The sequence below is a fragment of the Paraburkholderia sp. CNPSo 3272 genome (assembly GCF_024206495.1).
GTDB lineage: Bacteria > Pseudomonadota > Gammaproteobacteria > Burkholderiales > Burkholderiaceae > Paraburkholderia.
Window position 1 is genome coordinate 218606 of sequence record NZ_JAMBPQ010000001.1, and the last position, 23888, is coordinate 242493.

The 23888-nt window shown below is 61.9% G+C and carries 26 protein-coding genes; 1 reads left to right on the plus strand and 25 read right to left on the minus strand.

Annotated features, from left to right (window positions below; genetic code table 11):
• Nucleotides 1–12: 12 nt before the first annotated feature.
• The 24 genes from M3I53_RS01020 to M3I53_RS01140 all read right to left on the minus strand — a co-directional run bounded on the left by M3I53_RS01020 (nucleotide 13) and on the right by M3I53_RS01140 (nucleotide 21002).
• On the minus strand, nucleotides 13–756 hold the full coding sequence (locus M3I53_RS01020) for a hypothetical protein (protein ID WP_254314126.1): 744 nt from the start codon (nucleotides 754–756) through the stop codon (nucleotides 13–15).
• The gene (locus M3I53_RS01025) at nucleotides 756–1070 is read right to left on the minus strand and encodes a hypothetical protein (protein ID WP_254314127.1); all 315 of its coding nucleotides are present in this window, start codon (nucleotides 1068–1070) and stop codon (nucleotides 756–758) included. Before M3I53_RS01025 ends, M3I53_RS01020 begins: the two co-directional genes overlap by 1 nt.
• On the minus strand, nucleotides 1070–4462 hold the full coding sequence (locus M3I53_RS01030) for a host specificity protein J (RefSeq protein ID WP_254314128.1): 3393 nt from the start codon (nucleotides 4460–4462) through the stop codon (nucleotides 1070–1072). The genes M3I53_RS01025 and M3I53_RS01030 overlap by 1 nt, the downstream gene beginning before the upstream one ends.
• Nucleotides 4462–5043 carry a tail assembly protein gene (locus tag M3I53_RS01035; RefSeq protein ID WP_254314129.1) on the minus strand — a complete coding sequence of 194 codons (582 nt, stop codon included), beginning with the start codon at nucleotides 5041–5043 and terminating at the stop codon, nucleotides 4462–4464. Before M3I53_RS01035 ends, M3I53_RS01030 begins: the two co-directional genes overlap by 1 nt.
• A complete protein-coding gene (locus M3I53_RS01040) occupies nucleotides 5040–5789 on the minus strand; it encodes a C40 family peptidase (protein ID WP_254314130.1) in 750 nt (249 codons plus the stop codon). Before M3I53_RS01040 ends, M3I53_RS01035 begins: the two co-directional genes overlap by 4 nt.
• On the minus strand, nucleotides 5790–6473 hold the full coding sequence (locus M3I53_RS01045) for a phage minor tail protein L (protein ID WP_254314131.1): 684 nt from the start codon (nucleotides 6471–6473) through the stop codon (nucleotides 5790–5792).
• On the minus strand, nucleotides 6470–7801 hold the full coding sequence (locus M3I53_RS38375) for a tail fiber domain-containing protein (protein ID WP_254314132.1): 1332 nt from the start codon (nucleotides 7799–7801) through the stop codon (nucleotides 6470–6472). Before M3I53_RS38375 ends, M3I53_RS01045 begins: the two co-directional genes overlap by 4 nt.
• A gap of 6 nt (nucleotides 7802–7807) precedes the next feature.
• Nucleotides 7808–8149: a phage tail protein gene (locus M3I53_RS01055; RefSeq protein ID WP_254314133.1), complete on the minus strand. Its 342-nt coding sequence runs from the start codon at nucleotides 8147–8149 to the stop codon at nucleotides 7808–7810.
• Nucleotides 8150–8218: 69 nt separating this feature from the next.
• The gene (locus M3I53_RS01060) at nucleotides 8219–10981 is read right to left on the minus strand and encodes a phage tail tape measure protein (protein WP_254314134.1); all 2763 of its coding nucleotides are present in this window, start codon (nucleotides 10979–10981) and stop codon (nucleotides 8219–8221) included.
• Nucleotides 10971–11414 carry an HK97-gp10 family putative phage morphogenesis protein gene (locus M3I53_RS01065; RefSeq protein WP_254314135.1) on the minus strand — a complete coding sequence of 148 codons (444 nt, stop codon included), beginning with the start codon at nucleotides 11412–11414 and terminating at the stop codon, nucleotides 10971–10973. Before M3I53_RS01065 ends, M3I53_RS01060 begins: the two co-directional genes overlap by 11 nt.
• Nucleotides 11414–11665 carry a hypothetical protein gene (locus M3I53_RS01070; RefSeq protein ID WP_254314136.1) on the minus strand — a complete coding sequence of 84 codons (252 nt, stop codon included), beginning with the start codon at nucleotides 11663–11665 and terminating at the stop codon, nucleotides 11414–11416. Before M3I53_RS01070 ends, M3I53_RS01065 begins: the two co-directional genes overlap by 1 nt.
• 44 nt (nucleotides 11666–11709) lie before the next feature.
• The gene (locus M3I53_RS01075; protein WP_254314137.1) at nucleotides 11710–12132 is read right to left on the minus strand and encodes a phage tail assembly chaperone; all 423 of its coding nucleotides are present in this window, start codon (nucleotides 12130–12132) and stop codon (nucleotides 11710–11712) included.
• 42 nt (nucleotides 12133–12174) lie between these two features.
• Nucleotides 12175–12813 carry a phage tail protein gene (locus M3I53_RS01080; RefSeq protein ID WP_254314138.1) on the minus strand — a complete coding sequence of 213 codons (639 nt, stop codon included), beginning with the start codon at nucleotides 12811–12813 and terminating at the stop codon, nucleotides 12175–12177.
• A 66-nt stretch (nucleotides 12814–12879) separates the two neighbouring features.
• On the minus strand, nucleotides 12880–13236 hold the full coding sequence (locus M3I53_RS01085; RefSeq protein ID WP_254314139.1) for a DUF3168 domain-containing protein: 357 nt from the start codon (nucleotides 13234–13236) through the stop codon (nucleotides 12880–12882).
• Nucleotides 13229–13558, minus strand: a complete 330-nt coding sequence (locus tag M3I53_RS01090; RefSeq protein WP_254314140.1) for a phage head closure protein — start codon at nucleotides 13556–13558, stop codon at nucleotides 13229–13231. The genes M3I53_RS01085 and M3I53_RS01090 overlap by 8 nt, the downstream gene beginning before the upstream one ends.
• Nucleotides 13558–14232, minus strand: a complete 675-nt coding sequence (locus M3I53_RS01095) for a head-tail connector protein (RefSeq protein WP_254314141.1) — start codon at nucleotides 14230–14232, stop codon at nucleotides 13558–13560. The genes M3I53_RS01090 and M3I53_RS01095 overlap by 1 nt, the downstream gene beginning before the upstream one ends.
• 2 nt (nucleotides 14233–14234) lie before the next feature.
• Nucleotides 14235–14510 (minus strand): hypothetical protein, encoded by a 276-nt coding sequence (locus tag M3I53_RS01100; protein ID WP_254314142.1) that lies wholly within the window; start codon nucleotides 14508–14510, stop codon nucleotides 14235–14237.
• 64 nt (nucleotides 14511–14574) lie between these two features.
• Nucleotides 14575–15831 (minus strand): phage major capsid protein, encoded by a 1257-nt coding sequence (locus M3I53_RS01105; RefSeq protein WP_254314143.1) that lies wholly within the window; start codon nucleotides 15829–15831, stop codon nucleotides 14575–14577.
• Between the two features lie 94 nt (nucleotides 15832–15925).
• Nucleotides 15926–16675 carry a head maturation protease, ClpP-related gene (locus tag M3I53_RS01110; RefSeq protein ID WP_254314144.1) on the minus strand — a complete coding sequence of 250 codons (750 nt, stop codon included), beginning with the start codon at nucleotides 16673–16675 and terminating at the stop codon, nucleotides 15926–15928.
• Complete coding sequence (locus M3I53_RS01115; protein WP_254314145.1) at nucleotides 16672–18030, minus strand: phage portal protein; 1359 nt, start codon at nucleotides 18028–18030, stop codon at nucleotides 16672–16674. The genes M3I53_RS01110 and M3I53_RS01115 overlap by 4 nt, the downstream gene beginning before the upstream one ends.
• Nucleotides 18027–19682 carry a terminase large subunit gene (locus tag M3I53_RS01120; RefSeq protein ID WP_254314146.1) on the minus strand — a complete coding sequence of 552 codons (1656 nt, stop codon included), beginning with the start codon at nucleotides 19680–19682 and terminating at the stop codon, nucleotides 18027–18029. Before M3I53_RS01120 ends, M3I53_RS01115 begins: the two co-directional genes overlap by 4 nt.
• Nucleotides 19683–19685: 3 nt before the next feature.
• Nucleotides 19686–20156: a terminase small subunit gene (locus M3I53_RS01125; protein WP_302057511.1), complete on the minus strand. Its 471-nt coding sequence runs from the start codon at nucleotides 20154–20156 to the stop codon at nucleotides 19686–19688.
• Nucleotides 20157–20274: 118 nt separating this feature from the next.
• On the minus strand, nucleotides 20275–20592 hold the full coding sequence (locus M3I53_RS01135; RefSeq protein WP_254314147.1) for an HNH endonuclease: 318 nt from the start codon (nucleotides 20590–20592) through the stop codon (nucleotides 20275–20277).
• A gap of 20 nt (nucleotides 20593–20612) precedes the next feature.
• Nucleotides 20613–21002 (minus strand): hypothetical protein, encoded by a 390-nt coding sequence (locus M3I53_RS01140; RefSeq protein ID WP_254314148.1) that lies wholly within the window; start codon nucleotides 21000–21002, stop codon nucleotides 20613–20615.
• A 459-nt stretch (nucleotides 21003–21461) separates the two neighbouring features.
• Between M3I53_RS01140 and M3I53_RS01145 the strand changes: the two genes are divergently transcribed.
• Entirely contained in the window at nucleotides 21462–23303 is a 1842-nt protein-coding gene (locus M3I53_RS01145) for a carboxypeptidase-like regulatory domain-containing protein (protein ID WP_254314149.1), read from the plus strand.
• A gap of 67 nt (nucleotides 23304–23370) precedes the next feature.
• On the opposite strand, the gene M3I53_RS01150 is transcribed toward M3I53_RS01145, so the two are convergent.
• Nucleotides 23371–23850 carry a hypothetical protein gene (locus tag M3I53_RS01150; protein ID WP_254314150.1) on the minus strand — a complete coding sequence of 160 codons (480 nt, stop codon included), beginning with the start codon at nucleotides 23848–23850 and terminating at the stop codon, nucleotides 23371–23373.
• Between the last annotated feature and the right edge of the window lie 38 nt (nucleotides 23851–23888).

Consider the following 23888-nt stretch of genomic DNA (forward strand, 5'->3'; position numbering starts at 1 on the left):
AATGCCCTCCAGTTAGATGTTGCTCAGATCGACCGCCATGAACCGCCAGTCATACTGCGATCCAAAACAATTGTTGTTGCCGGGATGCGAGGTGTTCCCGACGGAGTAGTACTGCCACAAGAAATTGACGGTATTGCCGGATGTCTGCAGACCGCTGATGTCGTACCAGCCGTTGTTATTGCCGCCGGTTGGTGACGACACCCAAGCCGTGCCGATGGCGGCCACGCCGACCTTGCTCACCCCGGTGTAGGACCATGAGTAAGTGCGAGTGTCGACCTGATTGAATTGCCCCCACCCTGGGCCGGCGCCCTGGATGTTGCCGCTCTGCGTGTCAAGAATGCGGGCCAAGCGTTGGCGCCCATCGGCGACCAGCCTTCCGCCTGCATCAAATACCTGAAGGCCGTAGCCCGCGCCCGACGGAGCAGCGGCAAGCGACTGATCAAACACATACACCGTTACCGTTGTTGCCGTGTTCGACCATATCTGAACAGTCCACGTCCCATTGCTGTTGATGCACTGGAGGATCGTCACGTAGGCGCTCGGACTATAGAGCGCGATGAGCGGCTGGTTCGCTGAGAACGTGAACGTCGCCACGTTTGCCGTGAACGTGTACTGCGTGCCAGCGTTCGACTTCCCTGCGTTCAGGCTGCCGGCCCCCGTTGTCACGTTGAACGACTGACGCAGGGCGTAGTTCTGTGTCACGCCATCTATCTGCACAAGACCACTATCGGTCCATGCCTGAAATCCGGCCGTCATCAAGATGCTCCATAAAACAAGATGCCATCTTGGTAAATGTCATATGTGCTGTTGTTCTTCGCCGCATACGACCAGGAGAGCACATTGCCCGAGATGGAAAAGCGCGGCGCGATCACCCCACCTGACAGATAGCCTTGACCGGTCATTACAGACGGCTGAAACGAAGCCCAGCCGCCTTGCAAGAACCGATCGTCCGTCACACTCCCTGCCTGCCCAAGGCTTAGGTTTTGTGCGCCGATAATGCGCATCACGCGATAGGTCGCATCGAGAACGATGTTGCCGTTCGCGTCGAAGATTTGAAGACCAGCAGCCATTACCAGAGCCCCAGGCGCACGCGCAGCGTGCCGTTGTTGTCGTAGACCTGCAACGTGGAATCGTTCAGTGTCATATAGCCATTCCCACCGTTCGCGCCGTTCAGCGTCAGCGTGCCGTTCTTGTCGAGCTTCCAGCGCGGTTGCCCGTTCGCACCAACGGCCGTCGACTGGATCACGTCGCCGATCATGGCGTTCTGGATCCAGCCCGTGCCAATGAAGGCCTGGCTGATGAACACCTGACCGCCCTGCACGATGAACGGCGACGACACTGCCGACCCGGTGTTGTCGAGGATCGCGAAGCGCTGCGCCGCGACGAGCACCTGCGACTCGACGACGCCACTGCTGTTGTCAATGCCGATGCCGATCCCGGCAACGTACGTGCGGCCGCCCGTCGTGATCTGCGTTTTGATCGTGTACGACGCCGACAACTGGCCGTTGAGGTTCGCGTACGACTGCGCAACAGTTTGCACCGCTGCCGCGTTGTCATTGGCTTGCGCTTGCACGGTCGTAATCTGCCGGGCTTGTGCGCTATCCGCATCCGTCCGCGCTTGCGTTTCCGTCTGCACCGCAGCGAGAAGCGTCGCGCTAGTCGACGTCATTTGCGCCGTGGTCGTCTGGATGTCCTGCGCTAGCGCCACATCGGCCGCCGCGCGCGCCGACTGCTCAGACCAGACGCCCGCGTACACCTGAGTCGAGCCTGCATAGCCTCCATCGTCGCCGGCCATATCCGGTATGAGCACCTGCGCGCTCACCTGGTCGAGCCGCGTAGAAAGCGCCGTATCGCCATCGATGCGCGCCTGCTGCTCGTTCGTGATCGCCGCGGCGGTCGCTTCTACGTCCTGCTGCAGGCCGGGAATCTCGTCGATCGGACCGAGTACTTCGGGCGCGAGCTGCGTCCTAGTGATCTGGCCAGTGAGGTACGACAGGATCTCGTCCGCGTCGCTGCTGCTCTGCCCGTTCACGCCCGCACCGTCTGGATACCACGGCCCGATGTTGCCCGACGTATCGATCAGGCGCGCCCAGAAGTAGAACGACTGCCCCGCGGCAAGTCCCATCAAGTTCGCGCGCGCCTGCGGATACGCGTAATCGGACAGCTTCACGGCGTCGCTGCGTGCGGGCGTCTTGCTGTACCAGATCTCGGTGCGTTGCGTATCGTTGGCCGACCCATTCGCTGGAAACGTCCAATCGAGCTGGATCGCAAAAACCTGCGTCGTCGTCGTTAGCGATGTCACCGCCGGCGGCGGGCTCGTCTTGCCCGTGAGTGCCGTCTGGACGCTGTACGCCGGGATAGACGTCACGCCCAACGCATTCCGCGCACGCACGCGGGCGATGTAGTCGCCCTGGTAGATGCCCGACACCTCGACTTGCAGGCCGCCCGTCTGGTTAGCCGCCACCCACTCGCCGTTGTCCTTCTGCCATTCAGGGATGTAGCTCACCGCCTTGTCGGCAGCATCCCATGCGATCACCATGTTCGTCTTGGCGATACCCTGATCGGTGAACGAATACGTCGAGATGCGCACGTTCGCCGGCGGCACTTGCGCCGACGGCGGAATGACCGTCGTCGGACGCTGCTGGATCTGCGCGCCGTTGTCGATCGCCGCGTACTTCCCCGGCTCGTGCTGGGCTGCGCTGATCGTGTAGGTGATCTGGCCGTTGTCGTCGACCTCTTCGACGCCCGTCACTCGGAAAAGCTGCGACACGAGGTCAGAGCTCTCCAGCATCCACACGGCACCCGGCACAGCATCCTCGTCGAACGCCGCCGTCATCGTGAACGTATCGCCGTTCACAGACTGCACGCTGCGCGCCTGCGCTATGCCGTCTGGCATGATGACCGTCAGCGTGTCGCCGGCCGCCGCCGTCGGCGCCTTGTCGAGCACAACCGTGCGGCCGCTCATCGAGCGGATGCGGCCACCGATACGGCGTCCCGCCTTGTTCGAATCGGCGACAGCGATCACTTCCCCTGGCGTGCACAGCGTGCCGTCGAGACCGACCTGAAACGACACGGTGTTCGTCTCAAAGCGGCTCGTGAGCAACGTCCAGAGGCCAAGGCGATGCGCCTGCGCCTGCGACGTCGTCCCGAAGGCTGTGATCTGCGCCTTGACGACGCCGTAGCGCGCGAGACCGTCGTCGTCAGGCACATATTCGACGGCTTGCCGATACTGGTTTGCCGGGTCGTTCCAGCTCACCTGCGCGACCGTGTAGCGCGACTTGCGCTCAGATCCGACGTATGAAAACTGGCCGCCAACGACGTTCGCCTGCGTGTACACGTGCACCGGATCGGACGGCATATCGGCCGTCGCGACGACGTTGCCTGCGCCCCAGTACGCCTGTCCGCGAAAGATGCCGGCAATGTCCTGCAGAACCTTGAATGCATCTGACTGCGACTGGATAACGCAATTACACGTGAAGCGCGGCTCCTGACCACCCTTGCCGTCCGACACCATGACGTCGCAATATTGCGCGATCTCATACAGCGACCACTTGTCGAGCGAGGACGCGTCGACGAACTTGCCGGCGCCGTATCGATCGTTCTGCACGAGGTCGTAGAACACCCACGGCGGGCAGTTCGTCCACGCCTGTTTGAAAGTGCCGTCCCACGTGCCCGAATACGTGCGCCTCTCCGGATCGTAGTTCGACGGCACGCTGATAATGCGGCCCTTCACGTCGAACGAGCGCGTCGGCACCGAACTGAACGACTGCGCGTCGAACTGCATGCCGACGAGAGCGCTCATCGGATAGCGCAGCTTGCGATCGATGATTTCGGTGATCGCCTCGACGTTGACCGTGTCCTGAATATAGGTGTTGTGCGCGTTCGCAGTGAGACGCCGCACGCGCACCAGCCATCCCGTCGTCGCAGCCGGCAGCTCAATGCGCGCGCTGCGCTCGTACAGCGACGTCGTCTTGCCGTCGAAGGCGCCGGACAGGACCTGAGCATACGACCCGCCATCTACCGCAATGTCGATCGCATACTCGATGCGGTATCCGGTCACGTCGCCCGTCGAGGTATTCGTCTGCTCAAGCGCGGGCACGCCGAAGCGGATGCGCACCGCGGTGAGTTGCGTGTTCTCGACCTGGCGCACCCAGGGCGCGTCGCTCGTGAGCGCGACGCCGATTGACGTCTCGTTCTCGACCGACGGGAAGCCACTCAGGAAATCCTGATCCTGCGTGCCAACGCGCGTGTCGACCGAATAGTTCGAGAAGTTGGTCGAGCCATCGCTATTCTGGATCGGTGTGCCGTCGAGAAAGACGGATTGCAGTCCGTTGACCAAGCCGACAATCGGCCCTTCCGAGATGAGGTCGAGCACCTTCGCATAGGCGATCGAATGCAGGCTATCCGGCGACTCCGACGGCGAGCCGCCGCTACTGCTGCCCTTTGCACCTGAAATTCGCATCAGCTTTGATCCTCGGCGTAAATGCCAGAACTGATCACCTTCGAACCAACCACCATGCGCCCGTACACGATCGGCACGGGCTCACCCTGCGCAGAGCTGTTCACAGGCCCGTTGAAGTAGTACGAGGTGCCGTTATCCGTGACGCCAGCGAGGCCGCCCGTCTGCGGGCTGAGCATCTGCACGACGCCGCCGAGTGCCATCGACACGCCAAGCCCGATCAGCTGCGCGCCCCATGCCTGGCCATATGCCGACGCAACTGCACCAACCACAACCAGAGCAGCGCCGAAAATGGTCTGGAACAGTCCGCCGCGCTTGCTGCCGAGCAGCACCGGCGCGACGCGGATTTCATCAGCGCCGACCGGATACTCGAGCTCGTCACGTGTGAGGTTCTGCTTGCCGACGAACACGGCGAAGGTCAGCCCCTGCTCGCGCGAGCGCGCCATGTATTGACGGAAGCCCGGTAGCACGACGCCGAGCGCGCGCATCGCCTCCGACGTCGACTTGACCGCAAGCCGGTGCACGCGCCCGAAGCGCGCGCCGAGCACGCCGTACAGCCTGATCGTGCGCAGTTGCTCGCTCATTCACTCCCCCTGTATCGCAGCACCGTGCGAAGGCACTGCGCCCACATGCCGCCCCACACGGCGCGGCCGGAAAGGCGACCGTGCATGTGGTGCAAAAACTGCCCGTCGCCGAGATAGACACCCGCGTGATTCGGCACGCCATTGCGGCTTCGGATCTGCATCAGCAGCACATCGCCGGGCTGCAGCTCGGCGTCAGCACCGACGTCCTCGAAGCCCGCGGTCCGATAGTTGTCGACGTAGAGCGACGAGTGACCGTCGTCCCACCAGTCGTCGCGACGCTCGAAGTCGGGCAGCTCGACGCCGAGCTCGAAGCGATACCAGTCGCGCACGATCGCGTAGCAGTCGTGCACGCCGTGCGCGAACTCGCGCCCGATGAGCGGCGCGACATAGCCGCTCGGGCCAAACTCGCACCAGTCATCGACAGCGATCGAGCCGTCGACCTGCACGCCAAGCGAGACGATCACCCAGCGCGCAATACCGCCCTGCTCGCACATCGCCCGGTCGGCAGCGCTCGGACGCGCTGGCGCGCCCGGATGCGAGTGCACTAGCGCGAGGATCTCGCCCGCCTCTTCGGCACGCGCATAGTCGTCGCCAGCCAGAACGAATTGCTCGCTCGGCGTGGCCGCCCAGTTCGCGCACGGCATGTACGTTTCCTCGCACCGGACGAGCACCACCAGCCCGACGCATTCGCGCGGGTACTCCGCAATCGCGTGCGCGGCGATCGCGGCCTTCGTCGTTTCGTTCATTCAGGAAAGAGTGTCGCTAAGGAAGCCGCCGAACGGCAGCGGATTGTTCGCGCCGAAGCGGCACTGGCAGCCGCTCGTTCTCATGCTGCAGCGGTCGAGCGCCGGATCGGTCACTAGTTGGTCGTTCGCGTCGAAACACGCGGTGCCCGTATAGCCGCAGTTCGCGTCTCGATACTTCCACTGGCAGATGCTAACGATCTGGCGAGCTGGGAGCTGCTGGCCGCCGAAGTCGAGCGGCGACGCAACCGTGAATTCGACCTGCAGGCCGGGTTGCTCGTTGGTCTTTTGCTCCACGCGCCAGATTTCCGCCGGCATCTCGGCAGTCGGATCCGCCGTCGGGTTGCCGTCCGGAAAGTTGACCGCGTCGAGGTACTTCGCGAGCGTGCGCCGGCGGCGCACCGTCGCGCCTACTAGATCGGCCAGATAAACGCAAAGTGCCGAGATCGTGCCGTTGATGTCGCCCACCGTGAGCGTCGGCGTCGGCTGCTGAGAATCCGTCGTTCTCTTGAAGCCCGATGCCTGAATCGGCCAAGGCTTGTACTCGTTTCCCTGCCACCAGATCGACGTCGATTGCAGGTGGCCATGGAAGCGAAGCATATCCCCGCCTATACCCGTGCAGTCCACCTCGAATAGCTCGATGAGAAAGCCGGGCTCGAGCTGTTGAACATCCGCGGAGATCGTCACGTGCGCCCCCTTGCTTCAAGTTCCTCGACGCGGCTCGTGAGAATTTTGACCGCCTCAATCAACGGTCCAACCAGGTTTCCGTATGAGACGCCCAAATAATCCTCCACAGGCTGTACCGGACCTTCGGTGTTGGGTCTAGTACTTTTTATGGAATGCACAGCCTCAGGGAATTCCGCCTGGACTTCCTGTGCGATGACACCCACACAACGGACGCCGGGAGCGTCCTTTTTTTCGTAGTACACCCCACGCATCGAACACACCTTGGAAAGCGCGTCGTCAATAGTTTCGATATTGGTCTTCAGGCGCGCATCTGAGCCATTTACCCACGAACCGTTCAGCGCGGTACCGTTGCCGCCTGCGTCAAGCGAAAAGTACTTGTACGGGCCACCTGTACGGAACCCAATTGACCCTGTGCCGCCGTTATCGTACATAAGCAGCACACCGCCACCGCCGACTATGTAGTTAGCGGTGGTTATTGAATTGACGTTCAGCGCTCCAATTCCGCTATCGCCCGCCTTGTTGATAGGTGTGTAGCCAAGGGCCGCTTGTGGGCTTGGAAGATTTCCGCTATCCCATGGAGTTTTTCCGGCAAATGTCGGGCGTGTATCAAACGCATTCGCGCCCGAAAGATTCGCCTTAGTCGAGGGATTGAAATTCCCACTATCCCACGGAGTATTCGCGCCAAACACTGGGCGCAGGGTGAATGTCGCCTGTCCAGTAACGCCGAGCGTGCCCCCGACTGTAACGTTACCGGAGTAGGACGCGCTGGCGCCCGAATATGCTCCGGTGGCAGAGATCGACGCCACAGCGCCAATGCCGAGCGACTGCCCAGAAAGCGCGCCCGAGGCAGCGACAGCACCTGAGGCAGTAAGCGCGCCCACCACGGAGAGCTTTCCCTGCACCACCTCATCGAGTGCTTTTTTTCGGCCAATTGTGCGCCATATCGACACGCCGTCCGTCTCGTAGGTGAGTAACTCGCCGGGCTTTATCACGGCGATCGTCGGCGCCGTGTCACCGCTGCTTGCCGCTACAGACATCGTAATATCGTAGGTAGGCGACAGGTTGTGCACCGAAACAATCTGGTCCACGCCCGTCGTATTTGCAGCCGCAAAATGCACCGTTGCGTCAGCCGTCGGCGTGAAGTTGATGCGCTTCCCCATGTCGGCCGCCGTGAGGTCGCGCACGGCATTAGGCGACAAACTGGTCAGCGTAGCCTGCGTGCTGAGCACATCGATATTCGCATTCGCCTTCGTGTTTGCAGTCCGAACGGTGTCGCCGTCAGCGCCCGTCGGCGGCGTGCCGAGATTTACTTTTTGAAGTGCCGTCATGGTGCGTTACGGTGCAAAGGTTTGTTCGAATGTCGCCGAGATCGTGTATGCGGGGCCGTCTTTCGTCGGCTCCGTGTACGTCTCGCATGTGAAAAGCAAAGCCTGCGTGCGCAGCGGTGGCGTCCACAGGAAGGCTGTAGCGCCCGCGTGCGCGTCGAGGAACGCCTCAATTGCCGAAATCGTCGCCGCGTCGTCGACGAATTGAAGCTGAAACGACGACACCCGGCTATTGATGCCGTCCGCCGTGCGCTGCGTGTATCCGTCGCCGAATTGCGCCTTGCGCACGCGCTGTGTCGCCGTCCCCGTCGACTGAGCAGTCGTCGGGTTCCAGTTGAAGGTGTCAGCCATTCATGGACTCAATAAAAAACGCCCCGAATACATCTCGGGGCGTGGTGGCCATCTCGGTACGCTGTCAGGCTAGACGCTACGGTTCCTGATCTGCCAGGCGTAGCCGCCCTGGCCCTTCATCCGCTTGTCCATCCGCTGATCCATCCAGCCGCCTAGCACCTGTTGAAGTGACGCGAGGTCCTGCTGACTCCAGCCACCGCCGCCAGAATCGCCGAGCGTGATGTTGAACTGGTTCGTGCTGCCTCCGCCGCTGTCAGCAATTGACGACAGCGCATGATTCGGCACCACAGCACCTGACGCACCAGGCACGAACAGCTCGGGGCCCTTCTCGCCGATGAGGTATGCCGACCCGCCATTGACAGGGCCGCCAGTCGCACGCGCTGGCACGGTTCCCCATCCGCCCGTCGCGTTGATCAGACCGTCGAGGCCAGTGCCTGAAACATTCGCGGAGACCGTCGCGCCCGTATTGCCGAACATGCTCCCAAGGGAGCTGATCGCCGTTCCAAGCAGCCCGGAGATCGCGGCGCGCGCCTGAATACGTGCAATGTCGGCGATGATGCTCGTCGCGAAGCTGCCGAAGTTGAACTTGCCAGTCGTCACAAATGAGGTGAGTGAATCCTCCATGCCCTTCATCACGTCGGTGAACGCCGTTTCGGTCTGCGCCGCCATGTTGTGAGCAGAATCGAGGTAGTTCGCCACGCCCGCAGTGAAGCCGTTGACCCAGTCGCCCTGCTTCGCCTTCAAGGCATCGTAATAGGCGTCGTAGTCCTTCAGCGACTGAACAAGCCCGGCCTTTATGTTCGCCGTCGCCTTCTGGTACTCATCGCCGCCGATCAGATCCTTCGGCGTTGCCTTATCGAGCTGCTCCTGAAGGTGCTGGTACTCCGCATAGATCGACTTGACTGCCTGCGCATTCTTTACCGCATCGGAGCCGATACCGAACGCGTCGAGCTGGCGCGTGTATTGCTCCGTTTGGCCCGTCTGGTAGCTCGCGATCGATGCGCTGATCTGCTGCGAGCGCTCGAGCAGCTTCTGCACATCCTGACGATGCGCAACCTCCTTCTCAAGCTCGACGTTCGTCTGCAACTGCGCGCGGATCTGGTCCTGATACGCCAACAGGCTCTTCTGGTCCGCCGTAAGCGTCTTGCCCTGCCAGTCGTTGACCTGCTGGTTGAACTTGGCAAGCTCCTTTTGGGAGTTCGTCAGCTTTTCCGTCGTCGAAAGCTGAGACTGCAACTCGGCAGACTGATCGCGAAGCTGCTGCAGGAACCGCGTTGCCGCATCGTCCGCATAGGCCTTCGGCTTGGCCTCCTTCGGATCCTTATATTTGTCGTTGATGTCAGCGACCATGCTGGCATAGTCGGTGTCCGAAAACTTGCCGCCGGCGCCGAGGATCGACGCGCGATCCGCGGCGAGCTGCATTAGTTCCTTCTGCCGCTTCTGCGTATTCGACATGATCTGATCGCGCATCTTGTCGATGCGGGTTTCAGCGTCGATTGCCGCTTGCTGTTGCTGCGCTGCCTTTCCTGCTGCATCTGCCGCGTCGTTCTCGGCCTTTTGCTTGGCGCCGAGGGCCTCGATTTGCCGATTTATCTCAGCAATGCGGCCCGCGACGTCTTCTCGGCTCGTGCCGAATGGAAGCATCGGGGCGCTGGAGATCTCTTCGCGCTCACGCGACAGCGTATCGATCTGATCCTGCAGGCTGGGCCCAGAGCTGGCCCCCTGCTTCAGCTTTGCCCAGAACGTGTCAATTTCCTGCGATAGGCTGCGCCACGCTTGCGCGGCTGCTGACAGGTGCGTTTGCGACGACTGCTCGACCTGCGCTGCCGTCGCCTCAATTACCGCCTGAATCGCCTGATGCTTGTCGCCAGCCTCCTGCAACGCTCGAATATGCTCGTACGTCGCGACGTCCATGAAATGCATCGACGCATTGTGCTCGGTGGCCCACTTCACCGGATCGTCCGCGAGCTTTGCATATTCCTTGCTCACGTCTTCGAGCGCTTGGCCAGAAATCTGCGCTGTGCGCACGATCACGTCGGCGAGCCCGCTCATCTCTTGCGACGTGTATTTGCCGCTGCTCGCGAGCCCTAGCAAGACGTCTGTCGACTTGCTCAGCGAGGCGCCCGACGAATCGGATACCCGCGCAGCCATCTGGTCGAGCGCATCGCGCGTCAGTCCAGCATAGTTGCTGGTCAGCACCAACGCAGCATTGAAGCGCTTGACGTCCTCGGCTCCCTTCACGGCGGCATAGCCGAGCGCGGCAAATCCGGCGAGAACCAGCCCGACCGACAGACCTGCGGCGCTCAACGCGGCGCTGAGCGCGTCGGTGCGCTCACCGAGCACGAGAAGCGAACCGCCGAAATTTTTCCAGCTACCTTGCGAGGCCTCGTGCGCCAGCACCAGCAATTCCCGGCGCGCTGCTGCTGTTTCAACGTTGAAGCCGTGCGCAGCGTGCCCGCCGCTATTCAGCGCGGCCTCTGCGGCTTTGATCTTGTCGATATAGGGCTGCGCCGCGTCGGATACGCCCAGCTCTGCAGCACGCAGCTCCATCAATTGCGCGCGGGATTTGCCAGCCTGATCGGCCTGCTTCTGAAGCGACGTGAGCCACGTTTCCGCAGAGCGTGCCGACTTATTGAACGCGTCGACTGCGGCCTGCCCTTGATCCTGGAGCGCTTTACGCGATGCGTCGATCGCACTGGCTGAGTTCGTGAGGCGCTGGCGAAGCGTGTCCTGGCTCGTCACGAAATCGGCAGCGCTCTTGCGCGCCCGGTCCATCTCGGACACATAGCCCGAGGCGTCACCGGTCAATCGTACGACGGTTTCATTGGACACTCGTCAACTCCCTCACCTTCTCGTCAATCACATCGCTGAACTTCTGTGCGGCCGCCTCGCGCGTCGCCTCGTAGGCTGGTCGCAAAAAAGCTTGCGCGGCCATCTTCGAGTTGCCGTACTCAACCCAGCGCCCATAGAACGCCTCTTTGCTCCACGTCACGAGATAGGTCGCGCGAATGCCCTCCGCAGAGCGCTCTTTGTCGAACGCCAGCAGAATGTTGTCGCGCAGGAAGCCGGGATTGCGCTTTTGCTTGCCGTCCCGGCTCTCCCACGAGGCGATGCCAACTGGCGTGCGCAGCTTCACCTCTTCGAAGATCACGCGCGCGCCAGCAACGGTCGCCTGCCGCAATACAGACTCGCTCGCGACCTGCGTGAGCGCTTCTATCGCGCCGGTCAAGCAATCCGGATTGTCGATCGCCAGCTTGAACGCCATCAGGCCACCTTGTTCGGAAACAGCATCGTGAGCATGAGCTTCGATTGGGCTTCAGGATCGTCGAGCAGCACCGGTGCAGGCGCAGCCGCGCCAGCTTGCGAGTGCTCGTTCCACGACATAAAGTCCAACGGGCTGAACGGCTTGTCTCGCACTTTCGTATTGCGGTGCACGTTGGCGATCACTGACGCGATCGCGCCGGCGCGCAAATCGTCATAGTGCGGACCGCGCCCGTCGATTTCGTAGAGCGCCATGTACTCGACGAACTCCGAACTCGTGACGCGGTCCTGCAGCTCTCTTACTGGGATTCCGAAGTCGCAGGAGAGCTGGAGCCAGAATCGCCGCTCGGGGCGGCTGCGGAGTTTTTTGCGGCTTCCTCCACAGCATTCTGGCGCATGCCGTTGAGACGCATCGCAGCGTCGGCGACGCGATCGAGCGCCGCGCTACCCTGGGCACGCAGCGTCTCGACGTCGCTTTCGTCGAACACCGTAGCGCCCGATTCATCGACGACCGTCGAAATCAGCAGGTCTGCCTGCACGATGCTGATCGGCACGTCCTTCTCGCCCTTGTGCTTGGCGTAATACGCGTCGCGCGCGACGCCCGACATTTCGGTGACGATCACGACAACGCCGTCGCCCCATTCGGGCACGGGCACGCTCTCGGTCTTGAGGCGAGCGGCGGCGAGAATAGCCGCCTTGGTTTCCTTCGAGAAGATCTGCACGTTCTATCCTTGATCTGTTGGAGGGTCGCTGCCCGGCTCGCGTTACGCGAACGTGACGTCGCCACTGATGCGAAGCGAAACGCCGGTCGTGGCGAGCAGCTGATCGACGCCACCGTCGAGCGGGTCGTTCTTGACGTAGGCGGCCCACGTCGCGGTCGTGCCGTTCGGCAGCGTCAGACGGAAGTTCTTGAGGGTGCCCGCGCGCTTCGCCGCGCTGCATGCGAGTTGCCCCGGATCCGCGAAATCCTTGTCGACGTCGAAGGTGAAGTGCCCGAAGTCCTGCAAGCCGAGCATGTATTCCTTCGCGGTGCTCGACAGGTTCGTCTTGTCGATTTCATTTGCCTGGCCGTCGAAGCCCTTGAATGTCTTCAGGTTGGCGATCGACGTCCATTGCGCGGGTGTCGCCGTGCCGCCGTTGACGTAAGCGGTGCCGCCGGTCGTATCGACCTCGACAGCAAACGTGTCCGCCGTGACGTTCTTCACGACAGCGGTCACGCCGTTCAGCGTGGTGTTGCCGGTAAGCGCGGCGAACGACACGATGTCGCCGTTGGCCATGCCGTGAGCGATGGCCTTCAAAATCGTTGGAAATCCGAGTGCAAGCCCGGTGATGTTCTTTGCGGCGCCCGAGCCGCCGGAAACTTCCAGCTTCGAGCCCTGAGCGGAAATCGCAGTCGACGTCATATCAAACCCCTCAAATAAAGAAGCCCGCTCAGGGCGGGCACACGGTTGAAAGTGAAACGCAAACGGTTATGGCGTGAACCAGATCGAGAAATCTTCGCGCGAACCGAACAGCTTCGTGTCGGTCTCGTAATTGCTGACCGGCGCGCCAATCGTTGTCGCCTTCACCGGATCGCCAGATAGTGCTGCGATCACGCTCTGCATAGTGGCAACCGCCGAGGCGCGCGAGTCCGCCCACACGTTGACCTGCATACGCGCGTTCTGCAGCGCGACGCTGTTCGAAAGATAGTTCGGCGACTGGCCGCCGACTGCCTGGTATGTCGCATATGGCCGCACCGTACCGGCAGGCGCGACGTCCGGAAAGCAGCGACCGCCAACCAGCCCCTTGATCGCGCCATAGACGATCGCTTCGGCTGAATTAGCCATTGTTCGCCCCCACACTGCACGCCAGGTCGACGAATCGGCGGCTGGCGTAGTCCGGCAGCACTGCCTCGATATTGAAGACCGCACCGTCGTAAAGCACACGCATGGCCGCCGTGACGTCGGTGCGCCAGCGAATGCGCATGCTGACCGGGGCTTCGCTCACCTCTTCGCTCGAGGCGACATATTCCTTGCCGGTCGTGGCGAGCAGGTTTGCCGGGACGCCGACGGCGACGTCAACCCACGTGGTCAGCGGCTGCCCGAGTTCGTCCTCACCGTCCTGCTTCGCCTGGATCGTGATGCGCCGATTGAAGTCTCCAGACCGCATTAGGCATACCCCATGACCCGGTACGGATCGAGCAACTGGTCGACATACGGAAGGTCATGAACCTGTCCGCGACCCAGCACCGCTACCTCTTCGCGGTTCTCATAGAGCGTCGCAAGCCGGATGAGAATCCACGACTTGATGCCCGCCGGCACGTCGGCAGCCTCACCGTAGCCCGCCGTGAAACTGATCTGCACGGCGTTCGTGGTGTTCAGCGTGTCGGGCCAGTACGTGCCAGTCTTCGGCGTGAGCACGCCCGGCTCGCTCACGTTGTCGACCACGTAGAGCGACGGATCGAGCGTCTGCTGATTGCCGAGCGCGTCGGTGTACTGCACCGCATCGACCGACTGCAGGCGCGGAAACGGGATCTCGATCTTGCTGCCGCGAAAGCGAACCGAGTAGTTGCGCATCGTCATCCACGCCGACGGCAACTGATCGACCGGCACGTAGCCAGGGATCACGCCGTAGTACGTGTAGAACGGAAACGCGTCGAGGAACAGGTCCCACTTTTGCGTGACGAACACGCGCCGGCAGACGTTCTCCGCATGGATGCGCGCCGCGGTGATCAGCATCGAGATCAGCGTGTCCTCGCTGGAGTCGATGACGCGCAGGTGCAGCTTCGCCTCGTCGAGCGTGACCGGCTCTTCGGCGGGAGCCTTAGTGAGCCTGATCCCCATGCTTACTGCGCCGCCGGATCGGTCGGCGCGCCGTCGGCCTGCTTCGACTCGGACACAGCAGCGGCGACTTCCGCGGCAGCATCCGGGTCCGCGAGCGTCACCTGCTCGGCACCCTGCTTCGTTGCGTATGCGACCGCATCGTCGTGGTTATCCACCACACCCGCAGCGGCGAGCGCCTTGATGACCGTATCGGGCCCCGTCACGAGCTGACCGCATTTGATGCCGAGCCCGACGTTCGTTGCGAGCGCGCGTGCCTGCGCGGTTTGAACCTTTGCCATGATCTACTCCGGTGAGAACTGAGAGGCGGCGAACTGAAGTCCGCCGCGCCCAAATGCCTTGCGCTTACGTCGCCGAGTTGACGTATGCCTTCACGGCGCCGCCGGCGTCGATGAGGTTGCCGCCAGTGCGCAGGAAACCCACGAAGCCGATCTGGCCGTTCAGCGTGAATGCCGAATCGGTCATACGGAAAATCGTGAGGTCCATTACGTCGCGGATGGTGTACTTCGAGAGCTGGCCGAACAGGATCGACTTCGCGTTCGCCGCCATCACCGGAACGTCCTGATTGACGGTGATCGGTCGACCCATCAGGCGGTCCGGAGCGCCGCCGTTCACCATGGCGTCAGCTTCGTAGCCCGGCACGAAAATCGGACGGTTCTGGCTATCCTTGATCTTGCGAACGGCCTGCACCGACGAGTCGTGCATCATGTAGCCGACGCCCGGCTGGTTGCGGTACGCCGGGTCGACCGAGTGCTCGAGGTCGACGAAGTCGTCGTACGTGACCGTAACCGTCTGGCCGGTCGCACCGATCTTGCCCGAGGCCGCCGCGGTGACAAGGCCGCGCGGCTGGCCAACGCCCGAGCCCACCGTGAAGTGGGTGTTCTGGATACGACCGAGGCGCATCGCGAGCAGCGCCTGAATGTATGCCTCGATGTCGATGAAGCTGTCTTGCACCAGTTCGAACGGCAGCGCGATCTTCTTCGAGCTGTACTTGTACACGTCCATCGCGATGTTGTTGAACGTGGTGTCCTGGCCGGTGACGGGCGCGTTCTGGCCGACGATTTCACCGACTTCAGAGGTCGGATCGGTCGTCGGGAAGTTCATCGTGGCGCCCGTCGCGGTACGAATCGCGTGAGCGACGGCGCGCATACCGCCGAACGCCCGCATCGCGATTTCCAGCGAGCGCTGGTATTCGGTCGCCACCGTGAAGCCGCCTTCCGTCGAGGTCGTCGTCGACATCGCGTTGCGAATGTCCGGCGTTTGACGCGCGAGCATGCGGGCGCGGTCTTCGTCCGCCATGTTCAGAAGGCCGCCGGCCATGAATGCGCGCAGCGCGCGCGATTCATCGCCGTGCGCACCGGGCGTACGCGTCGCGGCGTTCATCGCTGCGGCGTGCTGCGCAGCCGGATCTTCGGCGGCGAGTTGAGCGCGGCGATTTTCGCGCGCGATGTCAGCGTCGATCGCCTCGATTTCAGCGAGTATCGCGTCCATGCGCTCGGCTTCGGCCGCCGGCATGCGCTGGTCCGCCGGATACTTGTTGTTCAGCTCGTTGGCTTCGCGCGCCTTCGAGTTGCGCAGCTCGCGCAGTTGTTGCAGCTTCATGTGACTCTCTCCGTTAAGAGTTGACCGCTCGCGCAGGTCGTTTGGACGAAAAAAAACCGCCTTTCGGCGGCAGTTCTCAGTTGCGCGAGGCGCGTCACTGATGATTGATGCGGTTCAGCATGCGCAGGCGCTGATGCTGACGTTCGCGGTGTTCGGCGGTGATGGCGTCGATCGGCTCGGGCGCAGGGGCCGATGCCGCGATCTTCGGTGCGTTGGCGTAGGCACTCAGATCCCACGACGCCTGTGCCTGCGTTGCGCTTTCAGCGATGCTGTCAGCGAGGCCAACATCGACGGCCTCCTGCGCGGTGAACCACGTTTCGGCCTCCATGAACGCCTTCATTTCATCGGCGCTCTTGCCGCTGCGCTTCGCATACTGCCCTGCGATCACGCCGTCGACCTTGTCGAGCAGCGCCGCGGTATCGGTCATATCTTTTGAGTTACCGATTGCCATCGTCCAGCCGCAGTGGATCATGTACATCGCGCCATCGGACATGATGACTTCGTCGGCCGCCGAGGCGATCACCGTGGCCGCACTGGCCGCGAAGCCGTCGATGTGCGCGACTACCTTCGCACCCGTGTCGCGGATTGCCGCAACGATCGACTGCGCGGCGAACACGTCGCCGCCCGGCGAATTGATACGCAGGTTGAGCGTTCCGCCCTTGATGTTGCGAATCTCCGGCACGAGCGACTGCGCGGAAACACCGCCGCACCAGTATGCGGTGTCGTCATCCGCCACGATCGCGTCATAGATGTATAGCGTCGCATCGTCGGCGCTCATTTCCAGCGCGCGCGGACGCGCCGTAGGCCGACGATTGCTTGCCAGCAGCTTAATCAGCTTGCTCATGTTGCCCCTTGGTCTGGTTGTCCATCTGGCGCTGGTGCCGCGTCCGGTTTCGGCGCCGGCTCGACCACATTAGCGGTCTGTGTAACGCCATCGTTCAGGGTGTCGCCGCCCTCGACGGGTGGCAGCAGTTTGATATGCCGCACCTCGTTCTTTGTCATCCAGCCCGGCTCGCCGGCTCTGCCGAGCGCGATCCGCAGCGCCTCGTTCTCGCTCTTCAGATCGCCGCGTTCCATGCCGGAAACGTCAAATTCGACAAAGAGTCGCTGACGGCTAGGCCAAAGCTTCCGGTTGAACTCCTGGTTGAACTTGACGAGATCACGAAGCAACGTGAACTTCACGAAGCCGCGGCTCATGTTCTCGACGCCGCTGCCCCACGACGTCGTCTTCTCTGTCGAGCCAACCATAAACGGCGGGACGCCGAGAATGCGGCAGATTTCCTCCAGATTCCACTTCGACGTCTCAAGTATTTGAGCGTCGACGGGCGTCATGGTCAGTTCCTTCACCTGCAAGCCGCCAGTCAGAATCGCAGGCAAGTGCGAATTCGCAACGCCGCTATGACGCTCGCCCCACGTCGCACGCAGAAGCCGCGCCTGCTCTTCTGTCATGTTGCCGTCGGTCGTCAGCGCGAAGTCGGGCCGCGCGCCGTTCGAGAAAAAGCGCGCGCTGTACTCGCCAGCTGCAAGCGACGTTCCAACTGCCTGCCGAGCTGCGTATGTGATCGGGCTCGGGCTGCGAATCCCGTCATAGCCCAAGCTCGGCACATGGATCATGTCCGCCGGATGCAGCACGTATTCGGCACCGACTAGCGGCTGCACTCGATACCAGAGACTGCCCTCGCTGTCGCGAAATGGGAATACGCGCAGCGGATGATGCGCCTTGAACGCAGTGACCCCGTTGCTACGGAACGACGGGCGCACGATCTCGGCGAAGCAGTCTCCGTAAAAGAGCCGCGCCGCGACCATGTATTCCCAGAATACGGCCGCCGACACGTCTGGTTCGGGCTGCTCGTTCAATAACCACCAGTACGGGTGCTCGATGCGCGATCGACCGGTCGGCGTGCGCTCGTAGACAGGCATCGGCAGCGTCGAGATCGCACCAGCGATCAGTGCAACACACGCGTAGACCGCCGACACCTTCGTCGCAGTCGTCTCATTGACGACGGGACCGGCGTTGCTAATCGCGCCGCCGCCGATAATGTTTGCGAGTTCCTGAACAGTCAGGCTCTGTCGCGTCTCATTGATATTGTTGATTCGCCCCGTCGTCTCGGGCCCATGGTGCGCGCGCCAGGCATTCAGCACCGACGAGCCCGGCGTCCGAGCTTTCGCCTGTGCCGCCTTGAATGCCTCTTCGCTCATAGGATGTAGATTCCGGGTTGTGCAGCAGACTGCGGGTTCAGGCTGATCAGCGACACCGCATTAAACGTTGCCATCAGCGGGTCGATCTTTGCGGAGCCGCTCGCCTGTTTCGTGATCAGGATCGCATTGCCGCGAGGCTCAACGCGCGCATTCCCTACGCACCACGCCATCAGGCGCTGGCCGCCATGCACGAGCACGCCTTCAGCAAGCTTCCGCTCGGTCGTCTTGATCGCGCCGCCGAGCTTCCAGCCCTGCGAAATCGCGATCACCTTCTCTTCGGGCACGCCACCATCGACTAGCGCGTCGAGAATTGCACCAATACCGGCAGGGTCGACGCCAATGCGATCGAGCTTGCCAGACTGCTCGCACTGCGCGACGTAGCCAGCGAGTTCGTCGACGTCATCACCGATCGCCTCGACCAACGTCAAATGCCCGTCGCGCGCGAAATCCTCAAAGCGCGCCGCTTCGGCCTTGCGCCGCTCGAGCACAGACGGATGAGCCCACGCGTGCGTCCACAACAACCACTTTCCAGTGCCAGCCTCTCGGCCGGTTACCGCGAACCCGAGCAAGTCGTCGAGGCCACCACCGTCGATACCGACGTCGATCACCTCAGATCGGGCTATCAGGTCGTCCAGCGAGAGGCGATCGACGGCCTGTTGCTCCCAAAACTCCGCACCCGCCCATCGATCGCTACGCAGCGCTAGCCCGATCTCGACGTTCGCGTGCTTTGCTAGGAAGCCCCGGAACGACTCTTCGCCGCCTTCCTTTGCTTTCCTGAATTCGCGTTCTAGAAACGCCTGGTCAACCGAGTAGCCGAGATTCGGATTCACCATACCGAGGTTCTCGGCCAGCAGGTGCTCCTTGCGCGCGACCATTTCGGGCGGATGCTCGAAGATCACCGGCACAAAGCACGGATCGTGTACCTTGCCGTCGCGCACGTCGCGCGCGTAGCGCAGCTTCTGCAGGAACACGCCCGCCGGCGGGTCGTTCGACTGCGTCGTCAGGTAGATCACGAAGCCTTCAGGCCGCGACGCGAGGCCGCCCGTCGCTTCTCGCAGCATGTCCTCGGCGTCCGGCTGCTTGCCGAACAGCCAGAGCTCATCGATCAGCGTCCCAACGCTCTTCTTGCCGCTGACCGTGTTCGAATCGGCCGCCACGACCTTAAGCGTCGCGCCGCTTGTGCGGTGCGTAATGGTCTTAATGTGTGCCTGCACCTGGAACAGATCGTCGAGATCTTCCTCGTGCTTCACCATGTCGCGACTTGGCGCGAAGCTGTTGTTCGCAACCTCGATCGTCGGCGCGAGAATCGCGTATTCAGCCGACATCCGCCAATTCAGGATCATGGCCGTCATCATGATCCCGGCGGCCAGCGTCGATTTGCTGTTCTTCTTGGGGATGCAGACGAACCATTCTGTGATCAACCGCCGCCCGCTCTCCGCGTCATATGCACCGAAGATCGACGCAACGAGATCGAAGACCCATTGGGACGACGATTCGCCGAACGTCGGGCTGCCTGGAGCATCGACGATCTTCAACTGCTTGAAAACGTTCAGCGCCAGCTCGGCCTGCTCCGGAAAGATCGGCGGCGGGATGATCGAGCGCCCGGACCGCAAGCGCTCAGACCAATCCGGGCACGCGGTCGACCATTCCATACGCTACTTCCTGTTGTTGACGATGAGCTTCGGCGCCGCGAGCGCCGCGAACTTGTTCGCAGCCTTCTCCGCCGCCGCGCCCTTTGCATCCTTCTTGCCGGTCTCGCCCACCTTGGCATGAACGAACGGCATCAGCGCTTTCGCGGCGTCGACGCGCAGCTTCGGCTCCGTCCGACCGTCGTTCATGGCGGCAATCAGGAATGCCTTCGGGTCCATGAAGCTCGTCATTGCATACGGATCGAAATCCGGCGGCGGCGAGCGATCAGCGGCAGCTTTTTTCGCGGGCGCGGCCTTCGACTCGCTCTCGATTCGCTGCGCGGCCATGTACAGCGCGACATCCTTGTCTTTAACAAGGCGCGCCCCGGACTGTGAGGCCGTTTTTTCGCTGTAGCCGGCGGCGACTGCCGCGTCCCTATTGGACGTGCCGGCCAAAACAGCCTCGGCAAAGAGCCGCTTTTTAGCTGTTAAAGCCATTAACAAAAACTCCAAAAGGGAAAAAATTCTCCGCGTGCGGGAACGCGCGGTGTCCCGGCATGCGAAACGCCAGACTTTTGCACCCCACCCGCCAATGCGAATCGTTCGCGCTTGACTGTCACCGCGCGCGGGCGCTAGCCTCGTCGGCAGTCTTCAGCTTGTGGCAGTCGTCGCACAGCAGCCTGAGGTTGCTGTCGTCGTTGCTTCCGCCTTGCTCGAGCGGCACGTCGTGGTCGACCTGATCTCGCCACGGCAGCCACACACAACCGCAGCGCTGGCACTTGAACTGCTGTTCGACCGCGATGCGCTTGCGTGTCTTGACCCAGCGACTGCCGCGAATGCGCTGTGTCGTGCTTGCCTTCGCTTCGAGGATCGGCACGCGCGTGGCTGTCAGCGACTGCACGCGCGGCTTGAGCGTCGTTAGCTTGCGACTCATGCGAAGTGCAGGCGCGCCGATCAGTCAGCCGGATACAGCGTTGCGAGCGCGGCGTTCGTGCCGGCCTGCACTGCTGCATCGGTCAGGTTCGCGTCGAACGACTTCAGGAACAGAGCGATCTTGATGGCGTTGTCGACGTTTGTGTTCGTGGTGGCCGGTGGGGCGGGCGTTGCTTCGGGCGTGCTCATGGTCATTCCCTCGAAGGGATTGTCAGAAATGGAGTCAATGATCGCGCTGAGATTGGCGGGAACGAGCTTGCTAGTCAGCTCGCCGAGCGTCTTTTCGTCTTGGAGCACGCCATTCTCTGTGAGCGCCCAACCGTAACTAGCAATCCGGGCATCATCGTGGTCGATCGTTTTGACCTCAATACCGAACCACGATGCGATCTTCTGAAAGAAGACTTTGAACATGTGTGCGATCTCGACGCAGAAATGAAAAAACCCGCTTGGCTTTCGCCTTGCGGGTTCGCTGGTCACACCTACGCTACGGTATATGAAAACGCATTCTATGCGAGCGTTTCCCGCACGTCAACTCGTTCCACCTATTGTCCTTCCACCAGAAACATGATGTCTATGCATTTCGCATTAAGCATTTACTCCTTTCTGCCGATAACAAGATCTTGCAGGCACTTTCACGAAGGAAAGGCAAGCGCCCACGCGAAATACCAGTGTCGTAATCGGAAGGTCCCGGAAATCTATGCGGGCCTTCCCGCACTCAACCACCAAAGCGGATAACAAATGAAAGCTGGAAAAGCAATCGCACAATTAGCTGTATACGCATCTATAAGCGCCCTCGCCGCATGCGGCGGTGGCGGTGGCGGTGGCAGTTCAAGTGCGTCGAGTCAGCCGGCAACGTCGACTGCCTCATCAATGACAGGTACCGTTGCCATCGGCGCCGCGCTTGCCGGCGCGACGGTCACTGTGACGGACGCCAGTGGTAAAACAACATCGGCGACCTCGACCGCCAACGGCGCGTATAGCGTTTCGCTTTCGGGTCTTGCCGCACCATTCTTGGTCGCTGCATCAGTACCGTCCGGTTTATCAGGCACGCTCTATTCGGTGGTGGCCAATGCGAATACGGCCAACGGCGCGCCCGTGATCGCGAACGTCACTCCGCTGACGACCGCCGTCGTCGCCCTAATGACGCAGTCGGGGAATCCGGCCAGCCTGACGGGGAATGCATCGACCATTACGTCGTCAGCGATCGCCGCGGCAGAGGCGACGCTCAATAGTGCAATTGCGCCAATCCTCTCGCTTAACGGCGTTCCCGCTAACTTCGATCCCATCGGCTCAGCGTTCACGCCGAACCAGACCGGTGCGGATGCAGTGATCGATTCCGTTGCCGTCACGCCCTCCGCCTCCGGTGCTGGCCTTCAGATCACAAGTCTTGCTGATCCTGATACGGCCATCCAGCTAAATACCTCCACGTCTGTGTCGGCGGCACTGTCAGCACCCGCGCAACCGGCGAATTACCTGGCGAACCTGCAAGCCGCGCTGAGCGCGTGCGCGTCAGATGTTCAGGGCGGTGCCACTGCCGCCTCCGACAGCAATTGCACGACCGCGATCGACGCAAACTACCTGATGGACGGGTTTGGCACAGGCGTCGCTGGGTTCGCGAAGCGTCATACGCTCTTTCTCAAGGGTACCGTGCTGACCGGCATCAAGACGGTGGCCTTCGTACCTGCCGGCACGCTCGGTGGCCTCACCAATCCTGCTGCGCTGGTCTACCTGTTGATGACCGACCCAGATGGCACAGCAGACTTCGGCACGGAGTACGTTCAGCAACTCCCGAACGGGACGTGGAACATCGTTGGCAATCAGTTGCAGGATGACAACTACATTGCGTCGTTCGTCGGCCGCGTCCAGTACACGGATTCGGCCAACGCGGCTAATGCGCACTACGAATCCGGCCTCGATGTCCAGATCCTTAGTGCAGTGCGGGTCAACGGGTCGTTGACGTCTGTGGGCTCCGCCGTCGTCACAGGGCCCGGCCTGCCTGCGAGCGGCCTCTGGTTGCAGGCAGCGGGTAACGGAACAGGTGCTGGCTTGCTGCAAATCCCGACCGGCACGCTCACCGCTGCACCCACGAGCATCGGTAACCGCGTCGACGGTGGTATGTCTACGAGCTATAAGTGGGCATGGGCGCCAGTGTCTGGCAACACGACCTCGTTCTCGCCCAACGGGCTGCCGGAATATGCCGCCTCGTCGCAAGATGTCTCGAAGATCCAGAACTTTGGCGTCTATACGGTCACGATGTATGACACGACTGGCGCCAAAATCCGCACCGAGCAGGTCCAAAACATCGCGCGCAACTACGCGCCAGCAGCAGGCGGCACGGTGGCGTGGCAGACGCTTGGCACCGATGTGATTGCCAAATACCTGACGGCAGGCGGCGCAGGTGCAAATAGCACCCCAGGCACGTCAGCTACGCTTGACTGGACAGCTCCGGCTGGCGCGTTCTATCCGAACTTCTGGGCGTCCATCAATTCACTCGGTGTCGCTCAGACCGGCATTCCGGCAACGACTTACGACGCAACCGTGTGGGGATCGACAAGCGGGAGCACAGCTTCGCCGTTCACGTTTAACGCGCAGTTCGTCGACAATCTGACGGCTACGGCACTTTCCCTAGCTGAGCAAGCCGTTCAGATCCAGCTCGGCTGGCAAACGGACGGCGAGTACTACGTCAACACCTGGCAGAACGGCAATCCGTAAAGCGACTAAGGTTGAGAGCCCACCAGCGGTGGGCTCATCTTCCGCCCAGCGCGGCGCCGCGGGAAAATTAGCCGCTGCAAATCAACATCCCTATTTCGTCGAGGCGCGCGCTGAACGCGGTAAGGCCGTTTTTCTCCAAATCGCGAATGCACTTGCGGATCGCCGTGATGTGACGCTCAGCAGCGCTCTTCTTGATCTCAAGGTGCTTGGCCACCTCGAGCGGGTCGGTCTTCTCGCCGAAATACTTCATGATCACGGCGACGCGGAATTCCTTGACCGGCGGCACAGGCGTCAGCGTGAGCGCAACATAGTCCGCAAGTTGGTTCACTGCCTCTTCGAAAATCGGATTCAACTTCCAGCCGCGGCAGCAAGAGCGGCGACAATCGCACCGCTCGCTGCGCGCGAGCTTGCCAGTGACGAGCGCGGCGAGCTGCCAGTAGTCAATGCGCTGCAGCTCGGCGAACACCATCCCAGCCTGACCGGCGCCATCGAGCCCAACCAGACCGCGACCGCTGCCGCGCGACGGACCCTGCAGCAGCTTCGTCATTGGCGACATTGCGTATTGCTGGCTCGAAAAGTTGCAAG

What these genes read in the sequence shown, in the direction of transcription:
- M3I53_RS01020 (WP_254314126.1), bottom strand. Translation starts at nt 756, where the DNA reads ATGACGGCCGGATTTCAGGCATGGACCGATAGTGGTCTTGTGCAGATA.
- M3I53_RS01025 (WP_254314127.1), bottom strand. Translation starts at nt 1,070, where the DNA reads ATGGCTGCTGGTCTTCAAATCTTCGACGCGAACGGCAACATCGTTCTC.
- M3I53_RS01030 (WP_254314128.1), bottom strand. Translation starts at nt 4,462, where the DNA reads ATGCGAATTTCAGGTGCAAAGGGCAGCAGTAGCGGCGGCTCGCCGTCG.
- M3I53_RS01035 (WP_254314129.1), bottom strand. Translation starts at nt 5,043, where the DNA reads ATGAGCGAGCAACTGCGCACGATCAGGCTGTACGGCGTGCTCGGCGCG.
- M3I53_RS01040 (WP_254314130.1), bottom strand. Translation starts at nt 5,789, where the DNA reads ATGAACGAAACGACGAAGGCCGCGATCGCCGCGCACGCGATTGCGGAG.
- M3I53_RS38375 (WP_254314132.1), bottom strand. Translation starts at nt 7,801, where the DNA reads ATGACGGCACTTCAAAAAGTAAATCTCGGCACGCCGCCGACGGGCGCT.
- M3I53_RS01055 (WP_254314133.1), bottom strand. Translation starts at nt 8,149, where the DNA reads ATGGCTGACACCTTCAACTGGAACCCGACGACTGCTCAGTCGACGGGG.
- M3I53_RS01065 (WP_254314135.1), bottom strand. Translation starts at nt 11,414, where the DNA reads ATGGCGTTCAAGCTGGCGATCGACAATCCGGATTGCTTGACCGGCGCG.
- M3I53_RS01070 (WP_254314136.1), bottom strand. Translation starts at nt 11,665, where the DNA reads ATGGCGCTCTACGAAATCGACGGGCGCGGTCCGCACTATGACGATTTG.
- M3I53_RS01080 (WP_254314138.1), bottom strand. Translation starts at nt 12,813, where the DNA reads ATGACGTCGACTGCGATTTCCGCTCAGGGCTCGAAGCTGGAAGTTTCC.
- M3I53_RS01085 (WP_254314139.1), bottom strand. Translation starts at nt 13,236, where the DNA reads ATGGCTAATTCAGCCGAAGCGATCGTCTATGGCGCGATCAAGGGGCTG.
- M3I53_RS01090 (WP_254314140.1), bottom strand. Translation starts at nt 13,558, where the DNA reads ATGCGGTCTGGAGACTTCAATCGGCGCATCACGATCCAGGCGAAGCAG.
- M3I53_RS01095 (WP_254314141.1), bottom strand. Translation starts at nt 14,232, where the DNA reads ATGGGGATCAGGCTCACTAAGGCTCCCGCCGAAGAGCCGGTCACGCTC.
- M3I53_RS01100 (WP_254314142.1), bottom strand. Translation starts at nt 14,510, where the DNA reads ATGGCAAAGGTTCAAACCGCGCAGGCACGCGCGCTCGCAACGAACGTC.
- M3I53_RS01105 (WP_254314143.1), bottom strand. Translation starts at nt 15,831, where the DNA reads ATGAAGCTGCAACAACTGCGCGAGCTGCGCAACTCGAAGGCGCGCGAA.
- M3I53_RS01110 (WP_254314144.1), bottom strand. Translation starts at nt 16,675, where the DNA reads ATGAGCAAGCTGATTAAGCTGCTGGCAAGCAATCGTCGGCCTACGGCG.
- M3I53_RS01115 (WP_254314145.1), bottom strand. Translation starts at nt 18,030, where the DNA reads ATGAGCGAAGAGGCATTCAAGGCGGCACAGGCGAAAGCTCGGACGCCG.
- M3I53_RS01120 (WP_254314146.1), bottom strand. Translation starts at nt 19,682, where the DNA reads ATGGAATGGTCGACCGCGTGCCCGGATTGGTCTGAGCGCTTGCGGTCC.
- M3I53_RS01125 (WP_302057511.1), bottom strand. Translation starts at nt 20,156, where the DNA reads ATGGCTTTAACAGCTAAAAAGCGGCTCTTTGCCGAGGCTGTTTTGGCC.
- M3I53_RS01135 (WP_254314147.1), bottom strand. Translation starts at nt 20,592, where the DNA reads ATGAGTCGCAAGCTAACGACGCTCAAGCCGCGCGTGCAGTCGCTGACA.
- M3I53_RS01140 (WP_254314148.1), bottom strand. Translation starts at nt 21,002, where the DNA reads ATGTTCAAAGTCTTCTTTCAGAAGATCGCATCGTGGTTCGGTATTGAG.
- M3I53_RS01145 (WP_254314149.1), top strand. Translation starts at nt 21,462, where the DNA reads ATGACAGGTACCGTTGCCATCGGCGCCGCGCTTGCCGGCGCGACGGTC.
- M3I53_RS01150 (WP_254314150.1), bottom strand. Translation starts at nt 23,850, where the DNA reads ATGACGAAGCTGCTGCAGGGTCCGTCGCGCGGCAGCGGTCGCGGTCTG.